General features: G+C 65.9%; 17 protein-coding genes. 2 read left to right on the forward strand and 15 right to left on the reverse strand.

The genetic code is table 11. The features are described from left to right. Positions 1-3 precede the first annotated feature (3 nt). The 5 genes from MRBLSP13_RS03945 to MRBLSP13_RS03965 are packed head-to-tail and all read right to left on the reverse strand — an operon-like array spanning position 4 to position 4,827. On the reverse strand, positions 4-498 hold the full coding sequence (locus MRBLSP13_RS03945; RefSeq protein ID WP_363752832.1) for a molybdopterin-dependent oxidoreductase: 495 nt from the start codon (positions 496-498) through the stop codon (positions 4-6). Beyond that, positions 495-1,490 carry an ABC transporter substrate-binding protein gene (locus MRBLSP13_RS03950; RefSeq protein WP_363737557.1) on the reverse strand — a complete coding sequence of 332 codons (996 nt, stop codon included), beginning with the start codon at positions 1,488-1,490 and terminating at the stop codon, positions 495-497. The genes MRBLSP13_RS03945 and MRBLSP13_RS03950 overlap by 4 nt, the downstream gene beginning before the upstream one ends. A 30-nt stretch (positions 1,491-1,520) precedes the next feature. Further along, a complete protein-coding gene (locus tag MRBLSP13_RS03955; RefSeq protein ID WP_363752835.1) occupies positions 1,521-1,910 on the reverse strand; it encodes a ferredoxin family protein in 390 nt (129 codons plus the stop codon). After that, positions 1,907-3,487, reverse strand: coding sequence for an FAD-dependent oxidoreductase (locus MRBLSP13_RS03960; protein WP_133652500.1), 1,581 nt, complete (start codon positions 3,485-3,487; stop codon positions 1,907-1,909). The genes MRBLSP13_RS03955 and MRBLSP13_RS03960 overlap by 4 nt, the downstream gene beginning before the upstream one ends. Continuing rightward, a complete protein-coding gene (locus MRBLSP13_RS03965; RefSeq protein ID WP_363752838.1) occupies positions 3,484-4,827 on the reverse strand; it encodes an LLM class flavin-dependent oxidoreductase in 1,344 nt (447 codons plus the stop codon). The genes MRBLSP13_RS03960 and MRBLSP13_RS03965 overlap by 4 nt, the downstream gene beginning before the upstream one ends. Positions 4,828-5,064: 237 nt before the next feature. Here MRBLSP13_RS03965 and MRBLSP13_RS03970 point away from each other — a divergent pair, with 237 nt between their 5' ends. Both MRBLSP13_RS03970 and MRBLSP13_RS03975 read left to right on the forward strand, forming a co-directional pair. Continuing rightward, complete coding sequence (locus tag MRBLSP13_RS03970) at positions 5,065-5,343, forward strand: ABC transporter substrate-binding protein (protein WP_363737563.1); 279 nt, start codon at positions 5,065-5,067, stop codon at positions 5,341-5,343. 132 nt (positions 5,344-5,475) lie between these two features. Next, positions 5,476-5,715: a hypothetical protein gene (locus MRBLSP13_RS03975; protein ID WP_363737565.1), complete on the forward strand. Its 240-nt coding sequence runs from the start codon at positions 5,476-5,478 to the stop codon at positions 5,713-5,715. 69 nt (positions 5,716-5,784) lie between these two features. On the opposite strand, the gene MRBLSP13_RS03980 is transcribed toward MRBLSP13_RS03975, so the two are convergent. The 10 genes from MRBLSP13_RS03980 to MRBLSP13_RS04025 form a co-directional block, all read right to left on the reverse strand. After that, positions 5,785-6,438: a peroxiredoxin-like family protein gene (locus MRBLSP13_RS03980; protein WP_414714691.1), complete on the reverse strand. Its 654-nt coding sequence runs from the start codon at positions 6,436-6,438 to the stop codon at positions 5,785-5,787. Between the two features lie 89 nt (positions 6,439-6,527). Continuing rightward, entirely contained in the window at positions 6,528-7,877 is a 1,350-nt protein-coding gene (locus tag MRBLSP13_RS03985) for an LLM class flavin-dependent oxidoreductase (RefSeq protein ID WP_363737566.1), read from the reverse strand. Positions 7,878-7,888: 11 nt separating this feature from the next. Then, positions 7,889-8,680 (reverse strand): class II aldolase/adducin family protein, encoded by a 792-nt coding sequence (locus tag MRBLSP13_RS03990; protein ID WP_133652505.1) that lies wholly within the window; start codon positions 8,678-8,680, stop codon positions 7,889-7,891. An 82-nt stretch (positions 8,681-8,762) separates the two neighbouring features. Next, positions 8,763-9,713 (reverse strand): ABC transporter substrate-binding protein, encoded by a 951-nt coding sequence (locus tag MRBLSP13_RS03995; protein ID WP_363752841.1) that lies wholly within the window; start codon positions 9,711-9,713, stop codon positions 8,763-8,765. Continuing rightward, positions 9,703-12,291, reverse strand: coding sequence for a TonB-dependent receptor plug domain-containing protein (locus MRBLSP13_RS04000; protein ID WP_363752844.1), 2,589 nt, complete (start codon positions 12,289-12,291; stop codon positions 9,703-9,705). The genes MRBLSP13_RS03995 and MRBLSP13_RS04000 overlap by 11 nt, the downstream gene beginning before the upstream one ends. Positions 12,292-12,413: 122 nt before the next feature. Next, on the reverse strand, positions 12,414-13,379 hold the full coding sequence (locus tag MRBLSP13_RS04005) for an ABC transporter substrate-binding protein (RefSeq protein WP_363752845.1): 966 nt from the start codon (positions 13,377-13,379) through the stop codon (positions 12,414-12,416). Positions 13,380-13,382: 3 nt separating this feature from the next. Further along, positions 13,383-14,471, reverse strand: coding sequence for an LLM class flavin-dependent oxidoreductase (locus MRBLSP13_RS04010; protein ID WP_363752847.1), 1,089 nt, complete (start codon positions 14,469-14,471; stop codon positions 13,383-13,385). Positions 14,472-14,492: 21 nt separating this feature from the next. Continuing rightward, positions 14,493-15,755, reverse strand: a complete 1,263-nt coding sequence (locus MRBLSP13_RS04015; protein ID WP_363752848.1) for a rhodanese-like domain-containing protein — start codon at positions 15,753-15,755, stop codon at positions 14,493-14,495. After that, on the reverse strand, positions 15,755-16,366 hold the full coding sequence (locus tag MRBLSP13_RS04020) for a cysteine dioxygenase (protein WP_363752850.1): 612 nt from the start codon (positions 16,364-16,366) through the stop codon (positions 15,755-15,757). The genes MRBLSP13_RS04015 and MRBLSP13_RS04020 overlap by 1 nt, the downstream gene beginning before the upstream one ends. Then, the gene (locus MRBLSP13_RS04025; RefSeq protein WP_363752852.1) at positions 16,363-17,145 is read right to left on the reverse strand and encodes an ABC transporter ATP-binding protein; all 783 of its coding nucleotides are present in this window, start codon (positions 17,143-17,145) and stop codon (positions 16,363-16,365) included. Before MRBLSP13_RS04025 ends, MRBLSP13_RS04020 begins: the two co-directional genes overlap by 4 nt.

A 17,145-nucleotide genomic window follows, 5' to 3' on the forward strand; every position in this document is an offset into this window, starting at 1 on the left:
GTCTCAGCTCGTGTGCGAGGCGTTGCTCTCGTCCATGCTGGTCGCGATGTGCGGCATCAGCACCCGCCCGGCACCCAGGCTGTAGCTGTCGACGCTGCGCACATAGCCGCCCAGCATATTGTAAAAGCGGTGGAGCTGGCTTTGCGCATGATGGAAGCGGCCGGCGCTCGACCAGCCATAGGAGCCGCCGAAGATCGCGTCGTTGCCATGGTTGCGGCGCACCCGCTCGATCTCGGAGGCGGCGATGTCGAGCGCCTCATCCCAAGGGAGGTCGATGAAAGGCTCCTCGCCTCGTCCTTCGCGGTTCCGTCCCACCAGCCAGCCCTTGCGGATCGCCGGACGGGCGACGCGCAACCCGGTGACGCTGTCGTCGAGCTGATCGAGACCGATCGGATTGGGATCGGGGTCCATTCCCAGCGGCGACAGGTGGGGGGCACCGCCGCCCGGATTGGCCTCGACCTCATAGACGCCCCAATGGGCGGCCGAGTAGCGGCTCATGAAAAGCTGGTGTTGAACAGTGGCCGCACGTCCAGCTTGCGATCGATCACCTTGGCGCGGAAATAGCGGTCGGCGGTCGCCTGCTGCTGGGCGATCAGCGCATCGTCGACCTTGGCGGGGAAGCGGTCCGCACGGCGCTGCATAATGCGCAGTATGTCGAGCGCAAGGCCCGTATCCTTGTGCATCAGCGCGACGTAGGCGTCGCGGTTGCGCGCCGCCCACCTCCAGCCGGCATAGAGCCGGTCATGATAATCCTGAAGCAAGGCGCGCTTGTCGGCGATCGCGCCTTCGCGCCCGAACATCAGACCATAGCCGGGCACAAGATGTTGCTTGCCGGGCAGGATGCGCGCGCCGTCCTGCTCAGCCATGGCGGCGTTGGGGTCCCAGATCGCCCAGGCGTCGACCGCACCGCTCTGCAACGCCGCGCGCCCGTCCGAGGGCGAGAGAAAGGCGAAGTTGACCGTGTCGTAGGGCTGGTCATAGGCTTCCAGCACGGCGAGCACATGATTGTGGCTGATCGACCCGCGCGGGGTCGCGACCTTGTGCCCGGCGAGATCCGCAAGCGACCGGATCGGCGAGTCCCGCCGCACCAGCACTACCGGCCCCATGCCGCGCGTCGCCTGCGCGCCGATCGCCTTGATCTTCGCGTCGGTGCCGGCGGCGAAGATGAACGCCGAATCCCCGCCGATGCCACTGTCGATCGCGCCGGCGTTCAGCGCCTCCAGCAGCGGCGCCGCATTGGGAAATTGCGACCAGATAATCTCATATGGCACATCGTCCAGCCGCTTCGCCCCCTGCAACACCACGCGCGATCCGCCGCGCTGGTCGCCGACGAACAGCTTGCCCTTGCGGGCCGCGCCATCGCCCGCGCAGGCGGTGAGAAGCGAGCCGGCCAGAAGGCCGAGAGTGTGGCGACGGGACAGCATCATGGGCATGGACCACCATTTTTCCGAAGATGCGACGTCTATCAGGCGCGGCGTCGCCTGAGGCATGACGATCCCCAATAAGGCTGGAAAACTATCTCAATCGGCGGTGTCCGTTCCGCCCGCGGCCAGGGTGCGGTAGCGTCGTGCGGCAGTCTCCCCACCCTCCTGCAACAGGGGGCCGAGCAGCAGGTATCGGTCCAGATGCCCGGCCTCGTCCGGCCGGTCCCAGCCATGGTCGCGGCGGATGCGGCCGAGGTGCCCCGATGCCCGGATCGCTTGCGGATCGACGCTTTCGGCGACGTGCGCGTCAGGCCCGACATAGAGGGCGTCGGCCTCGCAATAAAGTTCACACATATAGCAGGTCTGGCACTGGTCGAGACGAGCGATCACCGGCGTGCCGTCGCCCACATCCAGCACATGCGTGGGGCAGACGGCCACGCAGCGGTGGCAGCCGTTGCACAGATCCTCGAAAATATGGGCGATCATTCCGCCGCCTCCGCATAGGCGCGGCGTTCGGGGCGGGTCCACACCCGGTCGAGTCCACCGGTGAGCAGCCGCACGCCGCACGCCGGATCTAGCGCGGGGGCATCGACGCGGACGTGGATGCCACGGCTCTCGTTGCGGGCGAGCGCCGCCGCCGTGCACCAGCGCGCCGTGGCGGTCAGCGCCGCCGTCTCGCGCAGCGCGACGAGCCGCGACCCCTGCGCCCAGCCATGATCGCCGATCATGCGCCAGTGGGTATCGAGCAAAGCAAGCGTATCGCCGAGCTGCGTACGGCTCCGCCACAGGGAATGTTGGTAGCTGTTCATATGATGATCGACATCTGCTTCGATCGCCTTGCGGTCGATGCTTCGCTCGTCGGACGCAGGCGCTATCCCTGCCGATCCCACTGCCCGCGCCGCGCCTACCATTTTGTCGCGCAACGCCAGGCTCCGCCGTGCCGCCGCGGCGCCGGCGATCTGACCCGATGTCAGCGCCCAGGCGCTGTTGACCGCCCCACCGCCGCTGACCGCCCCCGTCGCCAGTTCACGCGTCGCGGCGTCGCCGGCGGCATAAAGCCCAGCGACATTGGTCCCACAATTCTCATCCAGGATGCGCAGCCCGCCATTGCCCCGGATCGTGCCTTCGCCGAACAGCTTGATCGGCCAGCGATCGCGGAACAGGTCCACGCCCTTGCGAACGAAGGGCGGCGGGGTGAAGGGCTGGATATCCTTCAGGATCGGCGGCAATTCCGCAGGCGCGTCGATCAGGTCGGCATATACCGGCCCTTTCAGCAGCGCCGCGCCCAGCGCCTGATAATGTGCATGGCCGCGCGGCGGCGTGACGATCTCGGCGCCTTCCGCATCATAATAGCGGGCAGCACTATAGGGCAGCGTTCGCGTCGATGCCCAGGCGGGCGATACCGTATATTGGATGGAGAATTCCATGCCGGAAAGCTCCGCGCCCGCCTCCGCCGCCATCAGATAGCCGTCGCCGGTATTGCCATGGCTGCCGATGAGGCCGGAGCGGAAGGCGCAGCCGCCCGTCGCCATCACGACGGCGCGTGCGTGTATCTCCCAGTCCGTGCCTGCCAGTCGCGCATGCCCCCGCGCCCCAACTACGGCCCCTTCCGCGTCGGTCAGCAACTGCAGCGCGGGATGATGGTCCAGAATCCGCGCGCCCGCCGCCACCGCATAGGCACGCAGCGCGCGCATATACTCCGGTCCGCGCACGCCGCTATAATAGGTGCCGCCCCTCCCGTCCGACCCGAATCGGTAATAGGGCGACAGGTCGGGCAGGATTCGCCAGGTGGTGTCGATCACCCGCTCCATCCACGCCGGATCGCCCAGCCCAAGTCCGGCGGCGAGTTTCTGCTCGATCGCCTCGCGTCGGCGCGCCGGATCGGGCGGTATCCACCAGTGGTTGGGCCCGGCCGTCGCGGTCACGCCGCTGGTGCCGACATAGCCCTTGTCGACCAGGATGGTGGCCGCGCCCGCCTTTGCGGCGGCGATGGCGGCCCAGGCTGCTGCCATCCCGCCGCCGATGATGAGCACGTCGCACCGCTGTGTCAGGATGTCGCTCACTCCGCGGCGATGGCGACCGGCACCTGGGCGTGCCGATGCTCAGGGACAGGCAGACCCAGATGGCCGCGCAACGTGTCATGGGCGTATTCGGTGCGGAACAGGCCCCGCGTCTGGAGGATAGGCACCACCTTCTCGCGGAACAGTGCGAAGTCGCCTGGCCTCGTCACCCGCAGGATGAAGCCGTCTGCCGCGCGCCCGGTGAACCAGCGCTCGATCTCGTTGGCGATCGTTTCGGGTGATCCCACGAAGTCTGACTTCCACTGGCCGAAGCGATAGGCCGCTTGGCGCAGCGTCAGCTTCTCCTCTGCCGCCACGCGGATGATCCGCTCGGCCTGCCCCTTGTAGCTGTTGAGCGTCACGCCGGTCAGGTCCGGGAACGGCGCATCGAGATCGTAGCCCGAGAAATCATGATAGTTGAACGCCCGTCCGACCTGCGTCAGCAGCTTGTCGATGCTGAGGCTGCCCTGCTGCGCCGTCGCAAGCGCCTGCGCTTCTTCATCCGTCTCGGCGATGGTGGGGACGAGACCCGGCATCACCTTGATGAGGTCCGGGTTTCGCCCGATCGCCGCCGCCCGCGCCTTGAGGTCGGCATAATAAGCGCGCCCGTTCTCGAAATCCTGGGACGCAGCGAAGGTGCCCTCAGCAATGGCCGCGCCCAGCGCGCGTCCTTCGCCGCTGTCGCCGGCCTGGAAGATCACCGGCTGCCCCTGCGGCGAACGGCTGAGCGCCAACGGCCCGGCGACCGAGAAATGCCCGCCCTTGTGGTCAAGGCGGTGCTGCTTGCTCTTGTCGAAAAAGACACCCGCCGCCCGGTCGCGCGGGAAGGCGTCCTCCTCATAACTGTCCCACAGGCCCTGCACCACCTCGACGAACTCACGCGCGCGGGCATAACGCACGCCATGCTCGAAATGCACGTCGCGCCCGTAATTGTGCGCCGCGCCCTCGAGGCCGGTGGTGACGACGTTCCACCCCGCGCGGCCCCTGCTGATGTGGTCGAGCGAGCCGAACTGCCGCGCGACATTATAGGGCTCCCAATAGGATGTAGTGAGCGTCCCCACGAGGCCGATGCTCGACGTGCTCGCCGCCACCGCCGACAGCAAAGTCAGCGGCTCCAGCCGGTTCAGGAAATGCGGCGCGGTGTCCGGGGTGATGTAGGGCGAGTCGATGATGAAGACCAAATCGAACTTCGCCGCCTCCGCCAGCCGCGCATTCTCGATATACCAGCTAATGTCGATGCTGGCGTTGCCGGGTAGCTCCGGGTCGAGCCAGCTATGATGGTCGGCGCCCACGCCTTCCAATATCGCGCCCAGATGCAATTGCCGTTCGGTCCCGTGACCCATGCTTGTTCCTCCTGCCGATTTGGCGCGAAGGCTAGGCCGCTGACGCGAGGGAAGATAATGAGTGCTGCTCAATCACCGCTGAATTTGTTCAATGGAATTGCTGGCTTGGGCCCGTGATTCTCTGAAACTTCTTGATCGTCCGCGAGCGATGCCAATAGGTCGACGCAAAGGGACGTAAAAGCGTTGCTCGGCCCGTTGGTCATCAGGGCCCAAAATTATTCATGGGAAATGCCGGGCTTGGCTGACTTACCCATCGGTGCGTCGCTACCGTCAGGGGAGTCGCACTGGCAGGAAAGGAATGCACCATGGCAACAGCGCCAGCCGAAACCATCGCCGATCGGCACGCTCGCCGACCTCAAGGGCAAGCGGCTGGCGACGATAAAGGGGTCCGCCGGGCAGGATTTGGCCCTCAAACCGCTGGAAAAGGCGGGGCTCGAGCCGACAGACGTGCAATGGATCCATCTCGCCAATGGCGAAGCGAAGTCGGTTCTCGCCAGCGGAGCGATCGACGCCTAGTCGACCCGGGGCAGCTATATTGGCATAGCCGTACTGGAAAATGGCGATCATGTTCTGGCTGATGGCAGCGGCGTTCCGACCAGCCTCGCCTTCCTTGCAGCCAGCGACACCGCGATCGCGGAAACGGCGCTGGTGGCCGATTTCACCGCGCGCCTCGCCCGCGCCTGGGGGCATGCGCATCCTGACCACTACGCCTGGACCTTTTCGGCAAAGACCGGCACCCCGTTCAAGGCCGCCCGCTTCTCCGCCGGTTCTGTGCTCGGACGGTCGTGCCAATCGACGCTCGGCCGATCGATGGGCCGCGCGCCATTTTCCAACGCTATCGTGCGGCCGGTGTCCGGTCGCTGCCCAATATCAAAGGCCGCCATCTAACGGCCCTTTATCGGCCTGCCACCACTTCAACCCCGCTGCTACTGGCGTAACGCGCGAATTTCGCGGGCTTTAGGCAATTTTCTGCAATATCTCTTCCGCTTCGGGTCTTTGCAGCCAGTCGGGGCTGACCTGCAACGACCTCACGGCCCGGTTTGCACCCAGGTGCAGGACCGCTGGCTGGGGCAGTTCCCAAGTGCCCGTCCCCGTAACCTCGCCAATCCAGCCGGCGGGTGGCGGCGAAGATCTGTCATCAGGCTCAAACGCGATACCGATATGTCGGGCGAGGCTATTATCCGCATCCGTGGCCACTAGGAAGGGCAGCTGATGCCGATCCTTGATTTCCCGCAGCCGGTCGGGCTGCTGCGGGCTGAGGGCGACCAGCAGGATATCACGCTGACGCAGTTCGGGGTAGAGCGCCTCGGCATAATAAGGGAGCGCGATGTTGCACGCCGGGCAACCGGCGAAGCGGAAGAAGATGAAGAGCGCCGATCCGCCTTTCGTCAGGCCGCTCAGCGTCAGTTCCCCGCCGTCCACTTCCGCGAAGACGAAGTCGGGCAGCAGGTCGCCGGGCTGGGCGATGGCGGCGGGATCGAAACGCTCGATCAACAGACGGCGCTGGCGAGCATTGGCTTCAAGCTGCGCGGCGGACCAGTTGCGTTCGCGCTCGGCCTGAAGGGCGGCATAGCGGGTCTTGAGGGGCTGAGTAAGGATAGTCGCCATCATCGTCTCCTTGCATTGACGTGATGATGGCCGCCGACGCGCTGCGCCGCCAATGAGAGTTGATGGCGCTGCGGCGATGATTTGTCATAGGTTCAGGCCGCGTCCCGCCGCGCGGGAGCGCGCTGGTGGCGGCTCGGCAGGATGGGGAGGCCGAGATTGGCGCGCAGCGTGTCGCCTTCATAGTCGGTGCGGAACAGGCCACGCGATTGGAGGATCGGCACCACCTCCTCGGTGAAACGGGTGAGCTGTTCAGGGTGGCCGAGATGGACGTTGAGTCCGTCGAGCGCGCGCTCCTCAAACCAGCGCTGGATTTCGTTCGCTACCGTTTCGGGTGAACCGACGAAGGGACTGCCGCGACTGGCGCGCGCTTTCTCTACCGCCTGCCGCAGCGTCCAGCCCTGCGCCATCGCTTCGTCGGTGATGCGCTTGGCCTGGGTGTAGAAGCTGCTCCTGGCATGATCGAGCGCTGCGACCGGGAAGGGCGCCTCGGGATCATAGCGGCGGAAATCATGCCAGCCGAACGGGCGACCGAATTCGGCCAGCGCCTGGTCGAAGCTCTGGTCTTGCTCGCGGTAGCGGCGCTGAATCTCCTGCGCCTCTGCGTCGGTATCGCCGACATAGATGAAGAAGCCCGGGAGGATCACAATCTCGTCCGGATTACGGCCAAGGCGGGCGGCGCGGCCCTTGAGGTCGGCGTAGAAAGCCTGGCCCTGTTCGATCGTGGCGGCATGGGTGAAGATGGCGTCGGCTATGTTCGCGCCCAGATCGCGGCCCTGATCGCTGTCGCCTGCCTGGAAGATGACCGGTTCCCCTTGTGGCGAGCGCTGGATGTTGAGCGGCCCCGCGACCTGGAAGAACTCGCCGTGATGGTCAAGGCGGTGGAGCCGGGCGGGATCGAGGAACTGACCGGTCGTGCGGTCGCGGACCAGTGCGCCTTCCTCCCAGCTCGACCAGAGGCCGCGTGCGACATCCAGGAACTCGACCGCGCGGCGGTAACGGGTGTCATAGTCGAAATGTTCGGGCAGGCTGAAGTTGCTCGCCGTTCCCGCGTCCCCGCTGGTGACGACATTCCAGCCGGCCCGCCCCTTGCTGATGAGGTCGAGCGAGGCGAGGCGACGGGCGAGACCGAAGGGGTCGTTGTAGGAGGTGGTGAAGGTGCCGACGAGGCCGATCTGTTTCGTCGCCACCGCCAGCGCCGACAGGAGGGTGAGCGGTTCCAGCCGGTTGAGATAATGGGGTGGCGAGTGGGGCGTGATGAACTGGCTGTCGACGATGAAGACGAGGTCGAACTTCGCTGCCTCGGCCTGGCGCACTATGTCGATGGTCCAGGCGATATTGACGCTGGCGTCCTCCGGAATGTCGGGATCGAGCCAGCGGTTGCTGTCGCCGGGACCGCCGACGCCGGTGGGGACAAGGCCGAGTTTGAGTTGTCTTTTGGTCATGGCGTGATCCCTCAGGCGTCGAAGCCGGGCGACCGGCGCTGCGCTTTGCGAAGCGCGGCTTCCCAGACGAGATCGTAATGGGACTTGGCGCCCTCCACGGGCAGGCGCTCCCGGCTCATCTGGCGGCGCACTTCCTCCTGCGCGGCTTCGGGGGCGATAAGGATGTTGTCGCGGCCGACAGCGAGGGTGCGGACCTGCGCCTTGCAGGCCTCCTCCAGATGATAGATGCCGCTGAACGCTTCGCCCGGCGATGATCCCAGTGCCAGCGTGCCATGGTTGCGGAGCAGCATGACCTTGGTATCGCCAAGGTCCGCGACCAGCCGTTCGCGCTCGTCAAGGTTGAGCGCGACGCCTTCATAGTCATGGTAAGACAGGCGGGGAATCAACGCGAGCGCGCGCTGGTTCAAGGGCAGCAATCCGTCGGCGTGGGCGGAGACCGCCATGCCATCGGCGCTATGGAAATGCGCGATATAATGGGCGTCCTCGCGCGCGCCATGGATCGCCGAGTGGATCACATAGCCGGCATAGTTGATGCCATAGTCGCTGTTCCCGATGACGTTGCCGTCGAGATCGACCTTGACCAGGCTGGATGCCGTGATCTCGTCGAACATCAGGCCGAAGGGGTTGATGAGGAAATGATGGTCGGGCCCCGGCACGCGGGCGGAGATGTGGGTGTAGATGAAATCGTCCCAGCCGTAGAGAGCCGAGAGACGATAGAAGGCGGCGAGATCGACGCGGACCTTCCATTCGGCTTCGCTGATGCCGCTGTGGCGGAATCGGTCGTCCTTCAACACTGTAGCCATGGCGATGCTCCTTTGGGCGCGATAGTAAGAGGACGGCAGGCGGCCGCCCAATGAGGATTTATGAAGGGTCGCGAAGCGCCGCTCATGCTGGGAAGATGCCTGGGTCGACGATCGCGGCGACATCGACATGGGCGGGCAGTTCGCCGTCGGCATGGAAGCGATCGACCACGCGCTGGAGCGGCGTGATGACGGCGTCGTCGGGGGCAACGAGTATCCCGCGCTGCCGGTTGGCCATGATGTCGGCGACCCTTGGGTCCACCTTCGTCTGCTCGACCAAGATAGCGGCATAAGCGGCCGGATGGTCCGCCGACCAGAGCGCAGCCTTCTGAAGACGGCCAAGAACGTCACGCAGCGCGGCGCGCTTGGCCGGATCGTCCAGCGCCGCCTGCGACGCGGCGATCAGGGCGAAGGGACTATTGATTCCCTCGCCGTCGCGTATCAGCCGCGCGCCGGCCAGTTCCGCCGCGATCTGATAGGTGCCGAAGGTCGCCCATATGTCGATCCTTCCCGCGTTGAAGGCAGCGGCTGCGTCATTGGGCAGCATGAAGCCGATATCCACCGCCTTGCGGTCGACATGTGCCTCCTTGAGCGCTTCGAGCAGGAGATAGTGGGAAATGCTGCCCCGCGCGCTGGAGACGATGACGCGGCGGCCGGCGAGATCGGTAACGCGACGGACGGGGGAACCTTGGGGCACGATGATGCCGATGTCGCGGGTCGAGAAACCTGTTCCGGCGACGATCTTGAGCGGCGCCTTGGCCGCTGCCGCCAGCACCACCGGCAGGTCGCCCGCCGGCACGGTATCGACCGCCCCTGCGTTGAGCGCTTCGAGCAGGGGCGCGGCGCCGGCGAAATTGGCCCATTCTATGTCATAGGGCAGGTTGCCGAGCGCGTGCGCCGCTTCTGCCTTCGACTGGAGCAGATGGACCTGATCGCCCAGCACCAGCCTGGTACGGCCGCCCTTCGCGCCTTCACCGCAACCGGCGAGGGCGAGAGCGGCTGCACCGGCGAGGAAGGTGCGCCGATCAGAAGGCAAGAGCGATCCTTCCATAATAATAGCCGCCTGCGGGATTGAAGGGCGACGGGCCATAATAGCCCTGCCCTGTCTGGGGATTGCCCGGCCCGTTGGTTTCGGGCCGCACGTCGAAGAGATTGGTCGCGCCGACCGAGAGAGTCGCGAAGTCGGTGACTTTCGCACTGAGGCTGGCGTCGGTGATGATCTTCGCGCCAAAATAGCGATCGTCGCCCGCTGCCGTGCGCTGCGTATATTTGCCGTAGCGGGTGGCGGTGACGCTGAGACCGAAAATGCCCTTCTGCCAGTTGACGGTGCTGACCAGCTTGGTGCGGGGCTGAAGCACTTCCAGCTCGCCGATCTTGTCGCCGCCGAAGAAGACCGAGCCCGCGCCGAGCAGCGACGCGCCGCTGGCGGCGAACAGTTGCGACGGGGTGGCGACGACATCGGTGACCTTCGTCTTGGAATAGTTGAAGGCCAGCGTCACGCCGATCTTGCCGAGGTCGCCGAGAGTGCGGCTATAGTCGGCGACGAGGTCGAAGCCCTTGGTCTCGGTGTCGGCGGCGTTGATGAAATATTCCGCCTGTTCGATGTCCGACAGGCCGTTGGCGGCGAGGATCGCCGAGATGCCGGGGCCGAACAGGCGGCCGGTCCGCTCCACCCGGTTCTTGATGCGGATATAATAGCCATCGAGCGTGATCGACAGCGACGGCGCGGGGGTGAAGACGAGGCCGAGGCCCGCGTTCCACGTCTTTTCCGCCTTGAGCGGCTTGGCGCCCAGCAGCTGGCCCACGGTGGAATCCGCCGTCACCAGCTTGGCGACGGTGGGGCGCAATTCGGTCTGGCCGGTCGCGGCGTTGAAGAAGGAGGAGGTCCGCCCGTCGGTCTGGGCGTAGCCGATCTGGGTCAGCGAGGGCGCGCGGAAGCCGGTGCCGACCGTGCCGCGGATCGCCAGCGTCGGCGTGACCTCATAGCGGCTGTTGAGCTTGAGGCCCACCGGGCTGCCCGATCCGTCGTCATAATGTTCCGCCCGGATCGCCGCGCCGATATACCAGGCGTCGGTGGGATAGAGGCCAAGGTCGATATAGCCGGCATAGACTTTGCGGCTGATGTCGGCCTCGTCATCGGGCGACAGCACAATCCCGCCCTGCACCACCGGGGAGGCAATGCGGCCGACATTCCAGTCATATTGCTGGTCGCCGGGTTTGAAGGTGTAGGTCGCGGGCTGGTAAGCGAGCGGGTCGCCGGCGAAGGTGCGGAAGCGGTCGAGCCGATATTCGCCGCCGATCGAGATTTCGAGCGGCTTGGCGAAGCCGATATCGATGCTGCGGTGCAGATCGACATTGTGGGTCCATTGGCGGAACTCGAAATTGGCGAGGTTCGGCCACTCCGTGGGGCCCGTCGGCCCGAGTGACGGGCGGACCGAGAGCTTCGAGAATTGATGGCTGTAGTTGCGGCCGAAGGAGGAGGAGACGTCATAGTCCCAGCCGACAAGCGTGCCCTTCAGCCCCGCGACGACCTGAAAGTCGTTCTCCTCGATATTGTTGAGGGGGTAATAGCCGTCCGGGAAGAGGGCGGTGAAATTGGCGGTGCTGTTGGGGCGGCGAAAATTGTTGCCGATCTGGGCGTCGCGCTCGCCATAGGTGCCGAAGCTGTAGAGGCTGACATTCTCCGTGACCGGCAACTCGGCATTGTAGCTCAGGTTGAACGCCTCGATCTGCGGGTCGCCATTATGCGCGCCGTCGCGGTTCCACTGGGCGTTGCGGGCGTTGGCGTCGGCGACGTTCGCCTCTACCTGGGCGCGGGTGAGGCCGCTCGATGCCACCACCTGGTCGATCGTGCGGCCGGCGGGCAGGCCGTAGATGTTGATGTCGGTCGCGGGCAGGTTCCACCAGGCGCCGCCGCGCTTGCGGATGTCGCCTGACAGGGTCAGGAAGCCGCCATCGGGTCCGATCTTCGTGCCGTAACGGATGGTGCCCTTCCAGCTGTCGGGCTTGCCATTGGCGTCGTAGAGCGTGCCGTAGGTGAAGTCGCCGGAGAGCCCCTCCTTTTGCGCAAGCTGGATGTTGATGACGCCCGCGATCGCGTCGGTGCCATATTGGGCGGCGGCGCTGTCCTTCAGCACCTCGATCCGGTCGATCGCGCTGGTCGGGATGAGGTCGATGTCGACCGGGTTCGCGCCGGATGTATCAGCGGTCGAATTGTTGAGGAAAGCGCCGTTATGCCGCCTTTTGCCGTTCACCAGCACGAGCGTATAGGCAGGCGCCAGGCCGCGATTAGTGACGGGGCGACCGATCGAAAAGACCCCGGCATGGGTCGCGCCGAAGTTGAGCGACGGGAGCAGCTTGGACAGCGCCTCCCCGAACTCGGCCGATCCGGTCGCTTGCAGCTTTTCCGCGCCCACTACGTCGATTGGAGCGGGGCTTTCCGCGACGGTGCGGGGCGCGCCGCGAACGCCGGTGACGATGATCGTGCCTGCGTCAGCAGCGGCGTCCTCGGCGGGCTGCTCCGGCGCGACGACGCCCTGCGCGCCGGCTGGCGAGACAGTGAAAGAAACAGCCGAAAGCGCTGTCGAGACAAGGAGAAGACAGCATTTGTTCATTGTAATGGGTCCCCCACGAGATGTTGAGGGCGGTCTATTCTCTACGAATTTAATTGATAAATGAGTTCGATCATCCACCGATGACTTCAGCTAAACTGAAGATTGTTTTGTTCGCGAAAAACTTATTCTTTGCGGCCGTCGAAGCTGCCGTCGAAAGCCAGCCGCACATCGCGCGGGCTATTGATAAGACCGGCTTTCTGAAAACGGGCGGTGATCGCCTGTTCATGCGCGACGATGCCGTCGTCGATCGGGCGCGCCACGCGGTTGCTCCGTTCGAAGCTGGCGCGCGCGATATCGAGCGGCAGCCCGGTTTCTTTCGAGAGCACCTGCGCGAACTGGTCAGGATGCAGCCGCGCCCAGGCAACGGCCTTGGCTTCCCTTTTCAGGAAATCCGCGAGCAGCGCGCGCTTGGGTTCGATCGAGTCTTCGTTGGCGATGTCGATATAGAGCGGCAGGCCATAATCTTTGGCGTCCACCACGGCGCGCGCGCCTTCCTTGATCGCGACATTGGTATAGGGCGTCCAGGTCGCCCAGGCGTCGATCGCGCCGCTGTCGAATGCGGCCTTTGCGTCGCCTGGAGGCAGGAAGGTGACGCGCACCTTGTCCGCCGGGATGTTGGCCCGCTCGAGCGCCTGAAGCAGAAGATGGTGGCCAATCGAGCCGCGCGTCGTGGCGACCGATTCGCCGGCCAAGTCCTGTGCGCCCCGAACCGGGGAGCCCGCCTTCACTAGGATAGCGAGCGCTTCGCGCGCCTGATTGGCCGGGGCCTGCACCGCGATCGCCTTGACCGGGCTGCCGCTTTGATAGGCAAAGATGAAGGGCGCGTCCGCCGCCAGGCCCAGATCCGCCGCGCCGCCGCCGACCGCTTCGAGTAGAGGCTGGGCTGCGGGAAATTCCGACCATTCGACCGTGTAGGGCGCGCCTTCAAGGGCGTCCGAGGCGAGCATCATCGCCTTCACCTGCCCCTTCTGGTTGGCGACGCGCAGGACATTGTCGTCATTTCGCGAAAAGGTCGCGGCGGCGAGCCCGAGGCCCGCCACCGCGACGAGGGCCGTCGACAGGAGGACGACAGTCTTCTTTTTCGGCATGGATCAGCCCGCCAGCGCGAGACCGGCCACTTCGCGCTCCGCCACCTTGGCGCGGACCAGCGGCAGCAGCTCGCGGCCGTAGAGGATGGAGTCTCCCAGCGGATCGAAGCCCCGGATCAGGAAATGGTCGATGCCGATGTCGTAATAGTCCAGCATAGCGTCGGCGACCTGCTCGGGCGCGCCGACCAGACCCGTGCTGTTGCCCGCCGCGCCGGTCAGCGCCGCGACTCCGGTCCACAGGCGCTTGTCCTGCCGGTTGCTGCTTGCGGTATCGAGCAGGCGCAGCGAACCGGCATTGGGCGGGCGATGGCCGGTCAGCGGAAGGCCTGCGGCGACGCGGTTCTCGCGCACCTGCTCCTCGATCTCGGCAGCACGCTTCCACGCCGCTTCCTCGGTGTCGGCGATCACCGGGCGGAGCGAGAGCGAGAAGCCGGGGCTGCGGCCGTAGCGGGCGGCGGACTTGCGGACAGCACGAACGGTGTCCTGCACGGCGGCAAGGGTTTCGCCCCAGAGCGCATAGACATCGGCATGCCGGCCGGCGACCTCGATCGCCTCGTCCGACGATCCGCCGAAGAAGACTGGGAGATTGTCAGGCTTGATCGCGCTATATGCCTGGCGGATGTCGTAATATTTGCCTTGATGGTCGAAGGGTTTGGCGGCGGTCCATTCCTGCCGCAGGATGGTTAGATATTCGTCGGTGCGGGCGTAGCGTTCCGCCTTGACCGTCTTCGTGTCGCCGTCGCGCGCCATTTCATCGTCCGCGCCGCCGGTGATGATGTGGACGGCGACACGCCCGCCCGACAGTTGGTCCAGCGTCGCCAACTGGCGCGCCGCCACGGTGGGCTGGGTGAAGCCGGGGCGATGCGCGACGAGGAAGCCGAGGCGTGTGGTGCGCGCGGCGGCATGGGCCGCGACGATCTGGCTTTCCGGGCTGTTGGAACCGAAGGGAATGAGCACGCGATCGAAGCCGCCTTCCTCCTGCGCCTTCGCCGCGGCATCGACATAGTCGGTGTCGAGCGCACGGCTGCGCACCGCGGATTGTGTTTCGGAGCCGTTGTTGAAGCCGATATAGCCGATGAACTTGACGCTCATGATGCGTCCTCCTGCAAAAAATTAGATGACGTAGAAGCCGTGGGTGCCGTCGCGCTCCAGCTGGGCGACGAGGCCATATTCCCAGTCGAGATAGGCCTGCATCGCGGCGGCCTTGTTGTCGGTGCCTTCATAGGGGCGCTTGTAGCGACCCTCCGGGCCACGCGGCGGTGGCGCGCTGTCGGGGCCGCGCTCCAGCGTGGCGGCGGACCAGTCGATGTCGAGGACATAGACCTCCCACCCAAGCTGGGCGAGCCAGGAGGCGGTCATGTCGGCGCGGACGCCGGTGGGGTCGGTGACAACGATGCGTGCGCCGCGCACCGGGGCGTTATGGTCGGTTTCCTGCACCAGCTGACCACCCTGCGCGTTGCGGAAGCCGGGGAGGTGTCCGCTTTCATATTCGCGGGGCTGGCGCACGTCGTAGAGATAAAGGGTCCGGCCCGTCTCCGCCTGGAGCGCCTCCAGTTCCTGCCAGCCGATCCGCTTGACGCCGGCGCGATAGGCGACATCGCGGGCGTGGGCGCGCGCTTCGTCCGTTGCCGCGTCGTCCACTTCGGGCGCGGCGCGGGTTTGCCCGGTTTCCAGCTCTTGCCCCGCGAGCGTCCAGCCGATCGTACCGTTGCGAAGGGCATAGACCTTGTTCGGGATGCCGGCATTGACCAGCGACTGGGCTCCGATGATCGATCGCGTGCGGCCGGCGCAGTTGACGATGATCGTGGTGTCGGGATCAGGCGCGACCGTCTGCACGCGCAGCACCAGTTCCGCGCCGGGCACGCTGGTGCCGGTCGGAATGCTCATCGTGTTATATTCGTCGTAACGGCGGGCATCGAGGATGCGGATGTCGGCCTTTTCGCGGATCAGCGCCTGCACTTCTTCGGCGGGAAGGCTGGGGGTGTGGCGGCGATGCTCGACCAGTTCGCCGAACGCCTTGCTGTAGCTGTTCACGTCCTCGAACAGTTCATAGCCGGCGTCGCGCCAGGCGGTGAGGCCGCCTTCCAGTTCGCGCACATCGGTATAGCCGAGCGCTTCGAGACGCACGGCCGCCTTGCGGCTTAGCCCTTCGCCATTGTCATAGACCACGATGGGCGTATCGAGCCGGGGGATGCGCCAGCGCGCTTCCTCGTCGATGCGGCGGAGCGGGATCTGGGCGGCGAAGAGCGGATGGCCCTGCGCGAACTCATGCTCCTCGCGCACGTCGATCAGCGCGATTTCGCTGCCGATCAGCAGTGCGCGGCGGATATCCTGCGGGGTGGAGGTCTGGAGGCGGTAAAGCGTGTCGGTGGTCATTAATTTCTCGATCTGTCCCAGAGGTTGGGGATGACGCGATTGGCGTATCCCGAGATGAAGCTCTTGGCCGTGCCGTCGGGGGTGTAGGTGGCGCGCTCGACCGCGCCGATGTTCGCGCCATAGACGTGGATGCTGACCGAGGGCCGGTCGGCGAGGCCGTTGGTGACGCGGTGGATGTCGCCGATGCGGGGGGAGACGGCATCGACCTCACCGGCGTGGAGCAGTTCCTCGCCTTCCTCCACCAGCGCGCCTGAAGGCAGGCGGCCGAAGCGCTCCACCCTCTCGACGCCGCGCAGGACGCCGACGAGGCCCCAGACGCTGTGGTCGTGGATCGGGGTGGACTGGCCCGGCCCCCAGACGAAGCTGACGACGCTGAAGCGTTCGCGGCTGTCGCAATGGAGGAGATATTGCTGGTAGCGGTCGGGATTGGGTTGGGCGAACTCTTCCGGCAGCCAGTCGTCGGTAGCGATCAGCCGGGAGAGCAAGGCGCTCCCGCTGTCGAGGATTGCCTGTTCGTCGCGGGTCGCGGCGAGCAGGTCCGCGAATGCGGTGACGAAGCCGCGCAGGCGGGTCGTGTCGATCGGCCGGTCGAGGATGGCGGCTGCCGTCATTCGGCGGCTTCCAGCGTCGGCGCGAACGGGACGACGCCATGATCGTCGCCCCCCAGGGTGGAAAGCAGCTTTTCGCGCAGGCGGGCGGAGAAGCTGGCGCGCTCGCCGCGCGGGGCGGTGATGCGTTCTTCGGCGACGATGCGGCCCTTGTCGAGCACCAGCACCCGGTCGGCGAGCGCGATCGCTTCTTCGACATCATGGGTGACGATCAGCACGGCCGGGCGATGCGCGCGCCACAGCGACAGGACGAGGTCGTGCATCCGGTAGCGGGTCAGCGCGTCCAGCGCGGCGAAGGGTTCGTCGAGCAGCAGCAGTTGCGGCTCGCGCACCAGCGCACGGGCGAGCGCGGCGCGCTGTGCTTCGCCGCCCGAGAGGGTGAGCGGCCAGGCGTCGATGCGATGGCCCAGGCCCATTTCCTTGAGCGCGGCTTCAGCGCGGGGGCGGATATCGCCCTTGAGGCCCAGGCCGACATTCTTCCAGACAGGTTTCCAGGGGAGGAGGCGCGCGTCCTGAAAGACGACGGCGCGGCTGTCGGGGACTTCCACGTCCTGCCCCCGCACTTCGTCCAGGCCGGCAAGAGTGCGCAGCAATGTGGTCTTGCCCGAGCCCGAGCGGCCAAGCAGCGCGATGAACTCGCCCGGCGCGATGTCGAGGTCCAGCCCGTCGATGATGGTGTTGGGCCCAAAGCGGCGGGTGAAGCCGCGCAAGCGCACGACGGGTTCGGGATGGGGAAGATGCTGCGCGCTGTTGAGCACGTTAAAGCCGAGGCGAGCGTCCAT

It is taken from the genome of Sphingobium sp. LSP13-1-1.1 (assembly GCF_040676415.1).
Lineage (GTDB): Bacteria > Pseudomonadota > Alphaproteobacteria > Sphingomonadales > Sphingomonadaceae > Sphingobium.

Excerpts from the sequence above, each read along its gene's own strand:
- MRBLSP13_RS03950 (WP_363737557.1), bottom strand. The coding sequence starts at position 1,490 with ATGCCTCAGGCGACGCCGCGCCTGATAGACGTCGCATCTTCGGAAAAA.
- MRBLSP13_RS03985 (WP_363737566.1), bottom strand. The coding sequence starts at position 7,877 with ATGACCAAAAGACAACTCAAACTCGGCCTTGTCCCCACCGGCGTCGGC.
- MRBLSP13_RS03955 (WP_363752835.1), bottom strand. The coding sequence starts at position 1,910 with ATGATCGCCCATATTTTCGAGGATCTGTGCAACGGCTGCCACCGCTGC.
- MRBLSP13_RS03980 (WP_414714691.1), bottom strand. The coding sequence starts at position 6,438 with ATGATGGCGACTATCCTTACTCAGCCCCTCAAGACCCGCTATGCCGCC.
- MRBLSP13_RS04015 (WP_363752848.1), bottom strand. The coding sequence starts at position 15,755 with ATGACCACCGACACGCTTTACCGCCTCCAGACCTCCACCCCGCAGGAT.
- MRBLSP13_RS03990 (WP_133652505.1), bottom strand. The coding sequence starts at position 8,680 with ATGGCTACAGTGTTGAAGGACGACCGATTCCGCCACAGCGGCATCAGC.
- MRBLSP13_RS03945 (WP_363752832.1), bottom strand. The coding sequence starts at position 498 with ATGAGCCGCTACTCGGCCGCCCATTGGGGCGTCTATGAGGTCGAGGCC.
- MRBLSP13_RS04010 (WP_363752847.1), bottom strand. The coding sequence starts at position 14,471 with ATGAGCGTCAAGTTCATCGGCTATATCGGCTTCAACAACGGCTCCGAA.
- MRBLSP13_RS04025 (WP_363752852.1), bottom strand. The coding sequence starts at position 17,145 with ATGGACGCTCGCCTCGGCTTTAACGTGCTCAACAGCGCGCAGCATCTT.
- MRBLSP13_RS03965 (WP_363752838.1), bottom strand. The coding sequence starts at position 4,827 with ATGGGTCACGGGACCGAACGGCAATTGCATCTGGGCGCGATATTGGAA.
- MRBLSP13_RS04020 (WP_363752850.1), bottom strand. The coding sequence starts at position 16,366 with ATGACGGCAGCCGCCATCCTCGACCGGCCGATCGACACGACCCGCCTG.
- MRBLSP13_RS04005 (WP_363752845.1), bottom strand. The coding sequence starts at position 13,379 with ATGCCGAAAAAGAAGACTGTCGTCCTCCTGTCGACGGCCCTCGTCGCG.
- MRBLSP13_RS04000 (WP_363752844.1), bottom strand. The coding sequence starts at position 12,291 with ATGAACAAATGCTGTCTTCTCCTTGTCTCGACAGCGCTTTCGGCTGTT.